This window comes from Rahnella sp. AN3-3W3 (assembly GCF_003263545.1).
Classification (GTDB): domain Bacteria; phylum Pseudomonadota; class Gammaproteobacteria; order Enterobacterales; family Enterobacteriaceae; genus Rahnella; species Rahnella variigena.
Genome location: NZ_JYDG01000045.1, coordinates 54,958 through 69,764, shown reverse-complemented (window position 1 = coordinate 69,764; position 14,807 = coordinate 54,958). Strand labels below are relative to the sequence as shown.

Below are 14,807 nucleotides of genomic sequence, written 5' to 3'. Positions count from 1 at the left end.
TGCCGGAAAGGTATCGCCTGAAATTATTAGTCAAGCATAGCAAAGCGAAAGCCCGCATTAGGGGGCGGAGATTGGGTTTTACTCCGGCTTACAACTCAGATCACAGATATTTTTGACGACCGCTTAAATGCACAGCAAAATAGTGTTACTTAGTAACAATATATGGCGCTGATATGGAAATGACGTTACACCAGGCCCGGAACCGGCCTTTTTCCCGTTACGGCAAATGGCTGGGAGTTGCGCTGTTCTGCCTGCCCGCCACGGTCATGGCGCACCCGCACAGTTTCATCGATATGCAGACGACGCTGGTGGCGAATGACACCTCGCTGACCGGGCTGAAAATGGTCTGGACGATGGACGAAATTACATCCGCAGATTTGCTGTACGACGCGCAGAACGCCAAACCCGGTTCAGATATCTGGAAAAAACTGGCGGCGGAAGTCATGGCGCGGGTGCTCAGTCAGCATTACTTCACTGACTTTTATCGCGAAGGTAAACCGGTTAAATATCTCGACTTGCCCAGCGAATATCAGCTGTCGCGTAAAGGCGATCAGGCGGTGCTGGAATTCGTGTTGCCGCTGGCGAAGCCTCAGGCTCTGGCCGGTAAACCGATGGAATTCTCTACCTTCGATCCTTCGTATTTTGTTGATATGACGTATAAGGATAAAACCGCACTGCATCTGCCGCCGGAACTGGAAAAACGTTGCACGCTGGCGCTGTTTACGCCCAAGCCTGATGCCTCGCTGCAAAACTACGCGCTGTCTCTCGATAAGGCTGATGCCCCGCCGGAAGATATGGATCTTGGTCAGCAATTTGCTCAGAAGGTCACGCTGGAATGTCATTAATCTCCACACCACCGAAAACACTGTCATGGCGCGATCTGTGGCCGCTGGCGATATTTCTGTTGCTGCTGGCGGGCGGCATTTTTCTTCTCATCCATTACTGGCCGAGGATTTTGCTGAGCAGCATTATCTGGCAGCGGGAATTGCATCAGGAACTGGCCGGGCTGTTGCGGCAGGTGAAAGAAAATCCGATGCAGTCGGGCATGACGCTGGCCGGTTTCAGCCTGATTTATGGCGTGATCCACGCCATCGGGCCGGGGCACGGTAAAATTGTCATCACCACCTATCTGGCAACCCATCCTTCGCGACTGAAAAGCAGCCTGAAACTGACGTTTGCCTCGGCGATAGTGCAGGGACTGGTGGCGATATTGCTGGTCAGCGTGGTGCTCGGTGTGCTGCAACTTTCCTCGCGTCAGCTGCATCAGAGCAGTTTCTGGATGGAGCGGGGCAGCTTCATTCTGGTGATGTTGCTCGGGTTATTGCTGTGCTGGCGTGCGCTGAAACGGGTGTGGCAGACGATAAAAAGTCTGCGTCCTGCGCCGGCAATGAAAATCCACAGCCTGTCGCCGATGGGCAGTGAAACACATGTCCACGATGAACATTGCGGCTGCGGACATCAGCATGTACCGAGCGATCAGCAACTTCAGGCGGGCGGCGATTTACGCACACAGATAGCGATAGTGCTGGCGATGGGATTACGCCCGTGCTCCGGTGCGATCATGGTGTTGCTGTTTTCCAAAGTGATTGGCGTGTACAGCTGGGGCGTGATTTCAGCCATTACGATGGCTATCGGCACCTCGCTCACCGTCTCGCTGATTGGCGTACTGGTGTTTTACAGCCGTGCGCTGGCGGTGAAACTGAGCGCAACCCGTACGCCTGCGGCCTGGCAGCGGATCACCTGGTCGCTGCTGGCGCTGACCGGCGGGATGGGATTGCTGGTGGCAGGAATATTGCTCTACAGCACCGGCGGCGGAGACGTTTCGCCAATCACCGGCGGACCTTTCCGGGGATAAGTTCCGGGGCGCAACCTCCAGGGGATAAAAAGCAGACATAAAAAAACGGACGCCCGAAAGGACGTCCGTTTTTCTTTGTATTTCTTTCTATCAATAACCGGCGAAATTAACGCTTCAGCGCTTCGCTCAGTTCATCACGCATGGTCATCAGAATACCTTTAACGACGCGTGGGTTGCCTGCAACGATGTTGCCAGACGAGAAGTGGTTATGGCCGCCAACGAAGTCAGTCACAACGCCGCCAGATTCACGAACCAGCAGTTCGCCACCGGCGAAATCCCAAGGCTTGAGGGCGATTTCGAAGAAACCATCAACGCGGCCAGCCGCCACGTAAGCCAGATCCAGCGCAGCAGAACCGGTGCGACGGAAATCTGCACATTCGGTGAACAGTTTGCCAACCACATTCATGTAGCTGGTCGCGTGTTGTTTTGCTTTGAACGGGAAGCCGGTCGCCAGAATGGTGCCGTCGAGATCTTTCGCGTTAGTACCGCGCAGACGATAACCGTTCAGCTGTGCGCCCTGACCACGGGTTGCGGTGAACAGTTCGTTACGCATTGGGTCGTAAACTACCGCGACTTCAGTGCGGCCTTTGATGCGCACGGCGATAGAAACAGCGAAGTGTGGGAAGCGTTTAACGAAGTTGGTGGTGCCATCCAGCGGGTCGATAATCCATTGTACGTCTTTGTCTTCGCCTTCCAGCTCGCCACACTCTTCACTGATGATGGTGTGTTTTGGATAGGATTTGCGAATGACATCGATAATCATGTGTTCTGCATCGCGGTCTACGTTGGTAACAAAATCGTTGGTACCTTTTTGTGTCGATTCTACAGAGTCTGGCGTTTCGTAATGTTTGGCAATCAGGTTACCGGCCTTGCGCGCAGCGCGCACGGCGATGGTGAGCATCGGATGCATGGATATCTTCCAACTAGGATGTTAAAGAACGGGAATACGGGAAACGGCGCGCAGTATAGCAGGGGTTCTGAAAATTAACTACCGTTGTGTTAGGCTGTTGTGATTTTCCGTCTGGCTAAGAGTTCCTATGCTGCCCAATATCCGCATTGTATTAGTAGAAACGTCTCACACTGGCAATATGGGCTCTACCGCCCGTGCCATGAAAACCATGGGTTTATCAAGTCTTTATCTGGTGAATCCGCTGGTAAAACCTGACTCTCAGGCTATCTCTTTGTCGGCCGGTGCCAGTGATGTCATCGGTAATGCGACGATTGTTGATACCCTCGACGAAGCGCTGGCCGGTTGTAGTCTGGTGATCGGCACCAGTGCGCGTTCCCGCACACTGCCGTGGCCGATGCTTGAGCCGCGTGAATGTGGTGAGCACAGTGCGAAAGCGGCACAAACTGCGCCGGTTGCGCTGGTGTTTGGCCGCGAACGCGTCGGGCTGACTAACGAAGAACTGCAAAAATGTAACTACCACGTGTGTATTCCGGCGAACCCTGAATACAGCTCGCTGAATCTGGCGATGGCCGTGCAGATTATTGCCTATGAAGTGCGCGTTGCGCATCTGGCGTTGCTGGAAGCGGCAAAACCGCAAATCGAATACGAAGAAACGCCGTATCCGCTGGTCGACGATCTCGAACGTTTCTATCAGCATCTGGAAAAAACCTTGCTGGAAACCGGCTTTATTCGTCAGGCTCATCCGGGTCAGGTGATGAGCAAATTACGCCGTCTGTTTACCCGTGCGCGTCCTGAATCTCAGGAATTAAACATCCTGCGCGGTATCCTGACGTCGATTGAAAAGACAAATAGCAACAAAGAATAAGCGAAGGGATTTGTTTATAAAAACAGTATTCAGTTTTTAATCAAAAGGTTATGTGTTGTTCGTGAATGACAAAATTAGTGCGAAATGGCCGGGTTTGTAATACTTGAGTAAAACAGTAGGTTAAATAGTTGACTGTTTTACTCGGGAATGGCAGACTCGTTTGCATGTTCCGCACTATTGAATTTTTAAGTCATTTTAAACAGGTAACCATGCTATGAGACTGACATCCAAAGGCCGTTATGCCGTGACCGCTATGCTCGACGTTGCACTGCATTCACAGGAAGGACCAGTACCACTGGCTGACATTTCTGAGCGTCAGGGTATTTCCCTTTCTTACCTGGAGCAGCTTTTCTCGCGCTTACGCAAAAATGGTCTGGTTGCCAGTGTTCGCGGTCCGGGCGGTGGTTATCTGTTAGGCAAAGATTCTGGCGATATCGCGGTAGGTGCAGTGATTACTGCCGTTGACGAATCTGTCGATGCGACGCGTTGTCAGGGTAAAGAAGGCTGCCAGAATGGCGAACGTTGCCTGACTCACACGTTGTGGCGTGATCTCAGCGAGCGCATCAGCGGCTTCCTGAACAACATTACACTGGCAGAGCTGGTCAACAACCAGGAAATCCTGGAAGTGGCCGACCGTCAGAACGGTGAAATTCGTCGTCAGCCGAATGGCCGCCAGATGGAAACTATCAACGTCAATCTTCGAGCCTAATCCCCGTCATCCTTCGCGCCGCCTCGGCGTTGGCTGCTGTCGCAAACCCCGGTCACATACTATTGTATGCCCCGGGGATTTGCTCCGTTGCCGCCTTGATGCGACACGAATGATTTAGGGGATGCATGTGAATTTTTACGTTACTAAAAGCCCGCGGAAATGCAGATTTCCGCGGGCTTTTGCTTTTCAGGCGTCAATTCTTACCGATTAGTGCCCGCAAAGTGTCATTTCCCTTTTAAGAATCTGTGAACCCGTTTTAAACTGGTTGTCGTTTTTTCAATTCTTTCGTTCGAAGCCGAACGCGCAGTCCGGAGCTTACCTGCCATGAAATTACCTATTTATCTCGATTATTCTGCTACCACGCCGGTTGATCCGCGTGTTGCGAAAATGATGATGCAGTGTTTAACACTCGACGGTACTTTCGGTAATCCGGCCTCCCGTTCTCACCGTTTTGGCTGGCAGGCCGAAGAGGCGGTGGATGTGGCGCGCAACCAGATTGCCGAGCTAATTAATGCCGACCCGCGTGAAATTGTCTTCACCTCTGGCGCGACAGAATCGGACAATCTGGCGATTAAAGGTGCCGCCCACGCGCAGCGTGAGAAAGGCAGACACATCATCACCAGCCAGACGGAGCACAAAGCGGTGCTGGACACCTGTGCTCAGCTGGAAACCGAAGGCTTCGACGTCACCTATTTAGCGCCTCAGGCTGACGGTTTTATCCCTCCAGCTATGATTGAAGCGGCACTGCGCCCGGACACCATTTTGGTATCCATCATGCAGGTAAATAATGAAATCGGCGTGGTACAGGATATTGCGACAATCGGTGAGCTGTGCCGCAGTCGTGGCATTCTTTTCCATGTGGATGCAACCCAGAGCGTGGGCAAGATTGCGATTGATGTCAGTGAGCTGAAAGTTGATCTGATGTCATTTTCCGCGCATAAAATCTACGGTCCGAAAGGGATTGGCGCGCTGTATGTCAGCCGTAAACCGAAAGTGCGGATAGACGCGCAAATCCACGGCGGCGGTCATGAGCGCGGTATGCGTTCAGGTACCTTGCCGGTGCATCAGATTGTCGGTATGGGCGAAGCGTATCGTATCGCCAAAGAGGAAATGACCACGGAAGTAGCGCGTCTGAGCGCATTGCGCGATCGGTTGTGGAAAGGCATTCAGCAGCTTGATCAGGTGTTTCTCAACGGTACGCCGAAACATGCCGCGCCAAACATTCTTAACGTCAGTTTTGCCGATGTTGAAGGTGAATCCCTGATTATGGCGCTGAAAGATTTGGCGGTGTCGTCCGGTTCTGCCTGTACGTCTGCCAGCCTTGAACCTTCCTACGTTTTGCGAGCCATAGGATTAAGCGAAGAGCTGGCACATGGCTCAATCCGTTTTTCCCTCGGGCGCTGGACAACGGAAGAAGAAATTGATTATGCGATTGCGCTGGTGGTGAAATCAGTCCGCCGCCTGCGTGAGTTGCCCCCTGTTTATACGAAATGAAGTGCCACCCGCCGAACGGGTGATTTGCCTGTCATTGATAATGAATATTCATTGAAGATAAAAACAATCAGGAGTCCTGTTATGAGTTCCGAAGTAACGACCAATGAAGCGATGTCCGTCTTCCTTTCCTCTGAGCCAGCTGATGCACGCTGGGGCGAAAAGGCAACACTGAGCACGGATTCCGCCGGTATGACCATTCACCTGAAAGACGGCGAGGCGCTGACGGCTATTTCCCGCGCTGCCCGCCGCATCGACGGTCAGGGCATTAAAAACGTCAAACTGGCGGGTGAAGGCTGGGATCTTGAAAACAGCTGGGCATTCTGGCAGGGCTTCCGTGGTCCGAAAGGCACACGCAATGTTGAATGGGCTGAACTGTCTGAAGATGACGCGAACACGCTGAAACAACGTCTGAAAATTATCGACTGGGTGCGTAACACCATCAATACTCCGGCAGAAGATTTGTCTCCTGAACAACTGGCGACCCGCGCCGTTGATCTGATGTGTGAATTTGGCAACGAAAAAGTCAGCTACCGCATCACCAAAGGCGACGATCTACGTCAGCAAAGTTACATGGGGATCCACACCGTCGGTCGTGGTTCTGACCGTCCGCCGGTCCTGCTGGCACTGGATTACAATCCGAGCGGCGACGCGGATGCCCCGGTTTATGCCTGTCTGGTCGGCAAAGGTATCACCTTCGATACCGGTGGTTACAGCCTGAAACCAAGCGCTTCCATGGATTCCATGAAAGCCGATATGGGCGGCGCAGCCACCCTGACTGGCGCACTGGCGCTGGCGGCGGCTAACGGCCTGAACAAGCGCGTGAAACTCTACCTGTGCTGCGCGGATAACATGGTCAGCGGCAACGCGCTTAAACTCGGCGATATCATCCGTTACCGTAACGGCAAAACCGTAGAAGTGATGAACACCGACGCCGAAGGCCGTCTGGTGCTGGCCGATGGCCTGATCGACGCGTCTGCGCAAAATCCTGAACTGATCATTGATGCGGCAACGCTGACGGGTGCGGCAAAAACGGCACTGGGCAACGATTACCACGCGCTGTTCAGCTTTGACGATGCACTGGCAGGTGAACTGCTGGAAAGCGCGAAAGCTGAACACGAACCGTTCTGGCGCCTGCCGCTGGAAGAGTTCCACCGTTCACATCTGCCGTCTAACTTTGCAGAGCTGAACAACATTGCCGGTCCTGCACACACTGCGGGCGCGAGCACGGCGGCGGCGTTCCTGTCTCATTTCGTCACTGAATATAAGAAAGGCTGGCTGCACATCGACTGTTCTGCGACTTATCGCAAAAGCGCAGCGGATCAGTGGTCTGCCGGTGCAACCGGTCTGGGTGTGCGTACCGTGGCTAACCTGTTGTTAGCTAAAGCGAAGTAAGTTTCAGAAAGCAATGCATACATGATGCACAACGGGGCGCTTAACGGCGCCCCGTTTTATACTACTACCGGAGTCAAGAATCATGAGTGTCCCACACGATCATCTTCCTGCTGGCGCGGCGGCTACTGACGGTGAAAACGAGCTGGAGCGTCTGCTTCGCCTGTCTGTCACCGCACCGGCATGGCGTCCGGCGTTTTATCAAACTTTGCTGGAATCCACCGTTTTTGTGCTGGGTGATGCAGGGCAGGATGACGCTGAAAAGCAGGGCAGTGTGGCGATCACCGCAGGCAGTGAACTGAATATTTTGCACTGGGAAAAGCAGGATGGCAGTTCGATTATTCCTTTCTTTTCTTCGGTTGATGTCCTGGAAAAAGCCAGTGCCGGTGAAAGCCCGGTTGAACAGGCATTTGTCGCGCTGCCTGCCCGTGTATTGTTTGAAATGACACAAGGGGAAGAATTGTTTCTGAATCCCAGGTCGGAATACGGCAAAGAATTCACCCCAAATGAAGTCACGCTGTTGCTGAGCAATGGCGGACTGAATGCGCCGTCGGAGCTGGTGCTGGATAAAGAAAGCCAGCTGCTGATTGGTCAGCCGGAGGAATATCCTTCCGCTATGATCGACGCGCTGACCACACTGTTCACGCAGAAAAAGCCGGTGCGCCGGGCCTTTATGGCACTGATCCATGATAAAGCCGTGGACGATCAGCCGAACCTGTTAATTGGTGTTGAGGCTGACGGTGATGAGCAGGAAATCGATGCGCTGATCCGCGAGGCGGGGAATGTGGCGAGCGAAACGTCACCCGATGATCGTCCGGTGGATTTCTGTATCGTTTCCGAAAAGGAGCGCGGTATCAGCCATTATCTGATCAGCCACACGCAGCCGTTCTACCAGCGCAAGTGGGGAAGCTGGTTACGGAACATTATTCCGTCGTCCGGTCAGGCATAAAATCAGGGGATAAAGCAGGGCAGAACGCCGTTTTGCCCTTGTTTTGTTTAAGGGAAATAGGCGGTTTAGGTTCGATAGTGAATCAATCACACATTTTTTTAATTAAATGTTGTGATTCGGGTAGGCAATCTTAACTTCGCTCCCTATAATCACCGCCATTTTACGGCAGGTATAACATTAAATTAACCGGCCCTACCTATAAAAGTCAGACAGAGGTTTTTTCATGACTATCGAACGTACTTTCTCCATCATCAAGCCAAACTCCGTAGCTAACAATGACATCGGTGCTATCTACGCACGTTTCGAACGCGCTGGTTTCACTATCATCGCGTCTAAAATGCTGAAACTGACTAAAGAACAAGCTGAAGGCTTCTACGCAGAACACAAGGGCCGTCCTTTCTTCGACGGTCTGGTTGAGTTCATGACTTCTGGCCCGATCATGGTTCAGGTTCTGGAAGGCGAAAACGCAGTTCAGCGTAACCGTGACATCATGGGCGCAACTAACCCGGACAACGCTCTGGCAGGCACCCTGCGTGCAGATTTCGCTGACAGCTTCACGGCTAATGCGGTTCACGGTTCTGACGCTGTAGAATCTGCACAACGCGAAATCGCTTATTTCTTCACCGAAAGCGAAATCTGCCCGCGTTAAGATTTTTGGGTGAGCTTTGCTGGAAGATGTGCCGCAAATTCGTAAGAATTTTGTAACAGGCGCCTACCAAACATGGCAACCGTGCCCTAAAATTTGTACAATGTTGCGCCCCGAATGAGCCAGCCTCTTCGGGGCGCAATTTATTTGCAGGCCGTCTGTTTGTACTGATTGCACTATATGTAAAAGATATATGTAAAAGATACATCCGGCTCTGCACTTCCAATACGCCATAACGTGTAACAACGAGGCCATTTTTTCATGTCAGAATTCAACACGCCCGAGCAAACCTTGTCTGAGACTACCCAAGCTTCCGCAGAAGCCGTCGCCGTTGTCGCGCCTGCTGCCGCAAAAATTAACCTTCTTGACCTTAACCGCAAACAAATGCGTGAGTTCTTCATCAACATGGGCGAAAAACCGTTCCGTGCTGATCAGGTCATGAAGTGGATGTACCACTACTGCAGCGATGATTTCGAGCAAATGACCGATATCAACAAAGTGCTGCGTGAAAAGCTGGCCCGCGTTGCCGAAATTCGTGCACCGGAAGTCGCTTCAGAACAACGTTCCACTGACGGCACCATCAAATGGGCCATTCAGGTAGGCGGACAACTGGTCGAAACCGTGTATATCCCGGACGGCGACCGTGCGACGCTTTGTGTTTCCTCTCAGGTTGGTTGTGCGCTGGAATGTACTTTCTGTTCCACGGCGCAACAGGGCTTTAACCGTAACCTGCGCGTGTCCGAAATTATCGGTCAGGTGTGGCGTGCGGCAAAAATTATCGGTGCCGCGAAAGTGGCCGGTACGCGTCCTATTACCAACGTGGTGATGATGGGCATGGGCGAACCTCTGCTGAACCTGAATAACGTGGTTCCGGCGATGGAAATCATGCTCGACGATTTCGGTTTTGGTCTGTCAAAACGTCGCGTAACGCTTTCCACATCAGGCGTCGTGCCTGCGCTGGATAAACTGGGCGATATGATTGACGTCGCACTGGCGATTTCCCTGCACGCGCCGAACGACACCATTCGTGACGAAATCGTGCCGATTAACCGCAAATACAATATCGATACCTTCCTGGCAGCGGTTGAGCGCTATATTGGTAAATCTAACGCCAACCAGGGGCGCGTCACCATCGAGTACGTTATGCTGGATCACATCAATGATGGCACCGAGCATGCGCACGAACTGGCAGAGCGTCTGAAAAACACGCCATGCAAGATTAACCTGATCCCATGGAACCCGTTCCCGGGCGCGCCGTATGGCCGCAGCTCCAACAGCCGTATCGATCGTTTCTCTAAAGTGCTGATGGATTATGGCTTTACAGTTATCGTGCGCAAAACACGTGGCGATGACATTGATGCCGCGTGTGGTCAGCTGGCCGGTGATGTTATCGACCGTACCAAACGTACATTGAAGAAAAAAATGGCAGGCGAGCAACAGATTTCCGTAAAAGCCGTCTGATCCCAATGGGCTTCGCCACGGTATTCCGTCGAAGCCCGCTGTTTTATTGTCGCTGGCAGGGTAAAGGGAATTAAGCATGACAATGAAGGGCAGTGTGAAAATGTTAATAGCTGCAGGCATGTCGGTGGCTTTGCTGGCAGGCTGTTCCAGTTCACCCAAGGAGTCGCAACCGGCCAGTGGCGCAGCACAAACGCGCCTGGAGTTGGGTATGGCTTACCTGAATCAGGGGAACATGGACGCGGCAAAACAGAATTTGCAGAAAGCCGTTGACGGTGCGCCGCAGGATTATCGGACGCAGCTGGGCATGGCGCTTTACGAGCAAAAAAACGGCAATCAGAAAGCCGCAGAAAGCCGCTACCAGCAGGCGCTGAAGCTGGCGCCGCAAAATGGGACGGTGTTAAATAATTACGGTGCGTTTTTGTGTAGTTTAGGGCAGTATGTACCGGCACAACAGCAGTTTAGCGCCGCAGCTAATGCGCCTGATTACGGTCAGGTTGCTGACAGTCTGGAAAATGCAGGCTACTGTTTTCTGAAGGCCAATCAGAATGAGGAAGCGCGAGTGTTACTGAGCCGGGCATTGAAAGTTGATCCCGATAAAGGCGCACCCTTGCTGACTGAGGCAACCAAAGAATTTGGGGAAGGGAACCGCGCTCAGGCGAAACTTTTACTGGATGTATATCAACATGTTCTGCCAGCCACCGCTGAGAGTCTCATGTTGCAAATTCGATTCGCTGCGTTAGCGGGCAATCCGGATAGCGTTCAACGCTACGGTAAGCAACTTGCGCGTAGTTATCCACAATCTAAACAGTACCAGCAGTTCTTAGCCAATGAATACTGAAGCCCCTCAAGAAAATAATGCAAAACTGACAACAGGCGAACGTCTGCGTCAGGCTCGTGAACAGTTAGGTCTTAGTCATCAGGCCGTTGCAGAACGCCTGTGTCTGAAAGTCTCGACTATTCGCCAAATTGAAGAAGAAACGACGCCGGCCGATCTTGCGCCGACTTTCCTGCGTGGTTATCTCCGTTCTTATGCCAAGCTGGTTCATGTACCTGAAGAAGAATTATTAGGTCTGATCGGCAAACAAGCGCCGATCAAAGTGCCTAAAGTGGCGTCAATGCAAGGGTTCTCTCTCGGTAAGTCTCGCAAAAAACGCGATGGCTGGCTGATGGGCTTTACCTGGCTGGTGGTGTTTGTCGTGATTGGCCTGACGGGGGCGTGGTGGTGGCAAAATCATCAGGCGCAGCAGCAGGAAATCGCCACCATGGCCGATCAGTCATCGGCACAGCTGAATCAGGATAACGGCCAGGGGCAGACCATTCCTCTGGGCGATAACGCAAATTCTGCACCGACCACAGACGATACGGCTTCTGAGCCAGCGACTGCTGCAAATGCACCGCAAGCACAGAACAGCATTCCGTTGAACACGGCACCGGCGGCGACCGCCAACAGTGCGCCAGCGACGACGACTGCGCCAGCTGAACAGGCACCTGCTGCCGTTTCTACCAGCCAGCCAGCAGCCACCGCTGAAAACGGTCTGCCAACCGGTGATGCACAAACTGCTGCGGCAGCGGCTGCGGATCCACAAGCGGTCACTTTTACCTTTAAAGCTGACTGCTGGTTCCAGATTGATGACGCGTCAGGCAAAACCCTGTTCAGCGGCATGAAGAAAGGCGGTGAAACCTTCAGCGTGAAGGGCACTGCGCCGTATAAACTGAAAATCGGTGCGCCGGGTGCAGTAGATATCCAGTTCCAGGGCAAACCGGTTGATTTAAGTCGTTTTGTAAAATCAAGCCGTGTTGCGCGCCTGACCTTAGCTGCCGAGTAATCGGCAGTTTGTCAGACGATTGCAACGATGGAGAGTGAAGTAATGCATAACCAGTCACCCATTACCCGTCGCAAATCAACCCGGATTTATGTCGGCAAGGTGCCTGTAGGTGACGGAGCACCGATTGCAGTGCAATCGATGACCAACACCCGCACCACAGATGTCGCGGCGACTGTCGCACAGATCAAATCACTGGAACGCGTGGGTGTCGATATTGTTCGCGTTTCTGTGCCTACGATGGATGCAGCAGAAGCATTCAAACTTATCAAACAGCAGGTTAATGTCCCGCTGGTCGCTGATATTCATTTCGATTACCGCATCGCCCTGCAGGTTGCAGAATATGGTGTAGATTGCCTGCGTATTAACCCGGGTAACATTGGTAACGAATCCCGCATCCGCTCCGTGGTGGATTGCGCGCGCGACAAAAATATTCCTATCCGTATCGGTGTGAACGGCGGCTCTCTGGAAAAAGACATCCAGGAAAAGTACGGCGAACCTACGCCGCAGGCGCTGCTGGAATCGGCGATGCGTCATGTCGATATTCTCGACCGTCTCAACTTTGACCAGTTTAAAGTCAGCGTTAAAGCATCTGACGTATTCCTGGCCGTTGAGTCATACCGTTTGCTGGCCAAACAGATTGTTCAGCCATTGCATCTGGGGATTACGGAAGCGGGTGGCCTGCGTGCAGGTTCCGTTAAATCGGCGATTGGCTTAGGGTTGCTGCTGTCTGAAGGCATCGGCGACACGCTGCGTATTTCGCTGGCGGCTGATCCGATTGAAGAAGTTAAGGTCGGCTTTGATATCCTCAAATCACTGCGTATACGTTCCCGTGGTATCAACTTTATTGCCTGCCCGACCTGTTCGCGTCAGGAGTTTGATGTCATCGGCACCGTGAATGCGCTGGAACAACGTCTGGAAGATATCATCACGCCAATGGACGTTTCGATTATCGGCTGTGTGGTTAACGGTCCGGGCGAAGCGCTGGTTTCCACTATGGGCGTGACCGGCGGTCATAACAAAAGCGGTTTCTACGAAGACGGTGTTCGTCAGAGAGAGCGCTTTGACAACAACGACATGATCGACCAGTTAGAAGCTAAAATTCGCGCCAAAGCAGCGCTGATGGATGAGAGTAAACGTATCGTTATCAATCATCTTGAAAAGTAACATCGGTTGCGGGTCATAATACTTATACCCAATAATTCGTGTTGCACAAAGGCGGCAATCGAACGAATCCCGATGAGCTTACTCAGGTAAGTGATTCGGATAAGTGAAGGCAGCTAACGCATCTGCGACTCGAAGAATGACGGGTATAGACCTGCATAATTATATTGAACCCGAATGGGGTAATGGCGTCTGTGCGTTGAACCACAGCCCATAAAGCCCCTATAATCGGGTTCATTTTTTATAAAACGATAGAGAACTGACGTGGCAAAGAATATCCAGGCCATTCGCGGCATGAACGACTACCTGCCAGAAGACACTGCACTGTGGCAACGCATCGAAGGTTCGTTGAAACAGGTGCTTGGCAGCTACGGCTACAATGAAATCCGTATGCCGATTGTAGAGCAGACCCCATTGTTTAAACGCGCTATCGGCGAAGTGACCGATGTCGTGGAAAAAGAAATGTATACCTTTGAAGACCGCAACGGTGAAAGCCTGACGCTGCGTCCGGAAGGTACGGCGGGCTGTGTGCGCGCCGGTATTGAACATGGTCTGCTGTACAATCAGGAACAGCGTCTGTGGTACATCGGTCCGATGTTCCGCTACGAGCGCCCGCAAAAAGGCCGCTATCGTCAGTTTAATCAGCTGGGTGTGGAAGTCTTTGGTCTGCAAGGCCCGGACGTTGATGCAGAATTAATCCTGCTGACAGCCCGCTGGTGGCGTGCGCTGGGGATTTCCGAACACGTCGCACTGGAACTGAACTCTATCGGTTCACTGGAAGCACGCGCCAACTATCGTGACGCGCTGGTGGCTTTCCTTGAACAGCATAAAGACAAGCTGGATGAAGACTGCAAACGTCGCATGTACAGCAATCCGCTGCGCGTTCTGGACTCTAAAAATCCGGACATTCAGGCGTTATTAAACGATGCACCGGAACTCGGTGATTATCTTGATGAAGAATCAAGAGAACACTTTGCAGGTCTGTGTGAACTTTTAGAACAGTCTGGTATCCCATATACGGTTAATCAGCGACTTGTGCGCGGTCTGGATTATTACAACCGCACCGTGTTCGAATGGGTAACTCACAGCTTAGGCTCGCAAGGTACTGTTTGTGCCGGTGGTCGTTACGACGGTCTGGTCGAACAACTGGGCGGTCGTGCAACGCCAGCCGTCGGTTTTGCGATGGGACTGGAGCGTCTGGTATTACTGGTTCAGGCCGTAAACCCGGACTTCAAAGCACCGGCAACTGTTGACGCTTACGTGATTTCTTTCGGTGCCGGAACGCAAAGCGCGGCCATGCAACTGGCTGAAAAATTGCGTGACGCGCTGCCTGAGCTGAAAGTAATGACTAACTACGGTGGTGGTAACTTCAAAAAGCAATTCGCCCGTGCAGATAAATGGGGTGCGCGCGTTGCCCTGGTATTAGGCGAAGATGAAGTTGCTAATCAGCAGGTTGTAGTAAAAGACCTGCAAAGTGGAACGCAAGAAACGCTGGCGCAGAGCGAAATCGCCGCGCGTCTGGCTTCGATGTTGGGTTAAGGA

At 52.4% G+C, this 14,807-nt stretch carries 14 protein-coding genes; 13 read left to right on the top strand and 1 reads right to left on the bottom strand.

All coding sequences use genetic code 11. The features are described from left to right. Positions 1–179 precede the first annotated feature (179 nt). A complete protein-coding gene (locus tag UC15_RS13565; protein WP_369964362.1) occupies positions 180–845 on the top strand; it encodes a DUF1007 family protein in 666 nt (221 codons plus the stop codon). Further along, the gene (locus UC15_RS13560) at positions 836–1,855 is read left to right on the top strand and encodes a nickel/cobalt transporter (protein WP_112288935.1); all 1,020 of its coding nucleotides are present in this window, start codon (positions 836–838) and stop codon (positions 1,853–1,855) included. The genes UC15_RS13565 and UC15_RS13560 overlap by 10 nt, the downstream gene beginning before the upstream one ends. Before the next feature lie 106 nt (positions 1,856–1,961). On the opposite strand, the gene suhB is transcribed toward UC15_RS13560, so the two are convergent. Next, a complete protein-coding gene (suhB, locus tag UC15_RS13555; RefSeq protein ID WP_112288934.1) occupies positions 1,962–2,765 on the bottom strand; it encodes an inositol-1-monophosphatase in 804 nt (267 codons plus the stop codon). A gap of 127 nt (positions 2,766–2,892) precedes the next feature. Here suhB and trmJ point away from each other — a divergent pair, with 127 nt between their 5' ends. The 11 genes from trmJ to hisS all read left to right on the top strand — a co-directional run bounded on the left by trmJ (position 2,893) and on the right by hisS (position 14,804). Further along, on the top strand, positions 2,893–3,630 hold the full coding sequence (gene trmJ, locus UC15_RS13550; protein ID WP_112288933.1) for a tRNA (cytosine(32)/uridine(32)-2'-O)-methyltransferase TrmJ: 738 nt from the start codon (positions 2,893–2,895) through the stop codon (positions 3,628–3,630). Positions 3,631–3,844: 214 nt separating this feature from the next. Continuing rightward, complete coding sequence (iscR, locus tag UC15_RS13545; protein WP_101076364.1) at positions 3,845–4,339, top strand: Fe-S cluster assembly transcriptional regulator IscR; 495 nt, start codon at positions 3,845–3,847, stop codon at positions 4,337–4,339. Positions 4,340–4,663: 324 nt separating this feature from the next. After that, positions 4,664–5,833: an IscS subfamily cysteine desulfurase gene (locus tag UC15_RS13540; protein WP_112288932.1), complete on the top strand. Its 1,170-nt coding sequence runs from the start codon at positions 4,664–4,666 to the stop codon at positions 5,831–5,833. A gap of 81 nt (positions 5,834–5,914) precedes the next feature. Continuing rightward, positions 5,915–7,225, top strand: coding sequence for an aminopeptidase PepB (gene pepB / locus UC15_RS13535; protein ID WP_198659708.1), 1,311 nt, complete (start codon positions 5,915–5,917; stop codon positions 7,223–7,225). Positions 7,226–7,307: 82 nt separating this feature from the next. Continuing rightward, entirely contained in the window at positions 7,308–8,171 is an 864-nt protein-coding gene (sseB, locus tag UC15_RS13530) for an enhanced serine sensitivity protein SseB (protein ID WP_112288931.1), read from the top strand. A 223-nt stretch (positions 8,172–8,394) separates the two neighbouring features. Continuing rightward, positions 8,395–8,820, top strand: a complete 426-nt coding sequence (ndk, locus tag UC15_RS13525) for a nucleoside-diphosphate kinase (protein ID WP_013574367.1) — start codon at positions 8,395–8,397, stop codon at positions 8,818–8,820. Positions 8,821–9,078: 258 nt separating this feature from the next. Beyond that, positions 9,079–10,278: a bifunctional tRNA (adenosine(37)-C2)-methyltransferase TrmG/ribosomal RNA large subunit methyltransferase RlmN gene (locus tag UC15_RS13520; RefSeq protein ID WP_255563945.1), complete on the top strand. Its 1,200-nt coding sequence runs from the start codon at positions 9,079–9,081 to the stop codon at positions 10,276–10,278. A gap of 100 nt (positions 10,279–10,378) precedes the next feature. After that, on the top strand, positions 10,379–11,116 hold the full coding sequence (pilW, locus tag UC15_RS13515; RefSeq protein ID WP_181955543.1) for a type IV pilus biogenesis/stability protein PilW: 738 nt from the start codon (positions 10,379–10,381) through the stop codon (positions 11,114–11,116). Continuing rightward, a complete protein-coding gene (rodZ, locus tag UC15_RS13510; RefSeq protein WP_112288929.1) occupies positions 11,106–12,104 on the top strand; it encodes a cytoskeleton protein RodZ in 999 nt (332 codons plus the stop codon). The genes pilW and rodZ overlap by 11 nt, the downstream gene beginning before the upstream one ends. 42 nt (positions 12,105–12,146) lie before the next feature. After that, the gene (ispG, locus tag UC15_RS13505) at positions 12,147–13,268 is read left to right on the top strand and encodes a flavodoxin-dependent (E)-4-hydroxy-3-methylbut-2-enyl-diphosphate synthase (RefSeq protein WP_112288928.1); all 1,122 of its coding nucleotides are present in this window, start codon (positions 12,147–12,149) and stop codon (positions 13,266–13,268) included. A gap of 261 nt (positions 13,269–13,529) precedes the next feature. After that, positions 13,530–14,804 (top strand): histidine--tRNA ligase, encoded by a 1,275-nt coding sequence (gene hisS / locus UC15_RS13500; protein ID WP_112288927.1) that lies wholly within the window; start codon positions 13,530–13,532, stop codon positions 14,802–14,804. Positions 14,805–14,807 lie beyond the last annotated feature (3 nt).

What these genes read in the sequence shown, in the direction of transcription:
- UC15_RS13565 (WP_369964362.1), top strand. Translation starts at nt 180, where the DNA reads ATGACGTTACACCAGGCCCGGAACCGGCCTTTTTCCCGTTACGGCAAA.
- UC15_RS13560 (WP_112288935.1), top strand. Translation starts at nt 836, where the DNA reads ATGTCATTAATCTCCACACCACCGAAAACACTGTCATGGCGCGATCTG.
- suhB (WP_112288934.1), bottom strand. Translation starts at nt 2,765, where the DNA reads ATGCATCCGATGCTCACCATCGCCGTGCGCGCTGCGCGCAAGGCCGGT.
- trmJ (WP_112288933.1), top strand. Translation starts at nt 2,893, where the DNA reads ATGCTGCCCAATATCCGCATTGTATTAGTAGAAACGTCTCACACTGGC.
- iscR (WP_101076364.1), top strand. Translation starts at nt 3,845, where the DNA reads ATGAGACTGACATCCAAAGGCCGTTATGCCGTGACCGCTATGCTCGAC.
- UC15_RS13540 (WP_112288932.1), top strand. Translation starts at nt 4,664, where the DNA reads ATGAAATTACCTATTTATCTCGATTATTCTGCTACCACGCCGGTTGAT.
- pepB (WP_198659708.1), top strand. Translation starts at nt 5,915, where the DNA reads ATGAGTTCCGAAGTAACGACCAATGAAGCGATGTCCGTCTTCCTTTCC.
- sseB (WP_112288931.1), top strand. Translation starts at nt 7,308, where the DNA reads ATGAGTGTCCCACACGATCATCTTCCTGCTGGCGCGGCGGCTACTGAC.
- ndk (WP_013574367.1), top strand. Translation starts at nt 8,395, where the DNA reads ATGACTATCGAACGTACTTTCTCCATCATCAAGCCAAACTCCGTAGCT.
- UC15_RS13520 (WP_255563945.1), top strand. Translation starts at nt 9,079, where the DNA reads ATGTCAGAATTCAACACGCCCGAGCAAACCTTGTCTGAGACTACCCAA.
- pilW (WP_181955543.1), top strand. Translation starts at nt 10,379, where the DNA reads ATGTTAATAGCTGCAGGCATGTCGGTGGCTTTGCTGGCAGGCTGTTCC.
- rodZ (WP_112288929.1), top strand. Translation starts at nt 11,106, where the DNA reads ATGAATACTGAAGCCCCTCAAGAAAATAATGCAAAACTGACAACAGGC.
- ispG (WP_112288928.1), top strand. Translation starts at nt 12,147, where the DNA reads ATGCATAACCAGTCACCCATTACCCGTCGCAAATCAACCCGGATTTAT.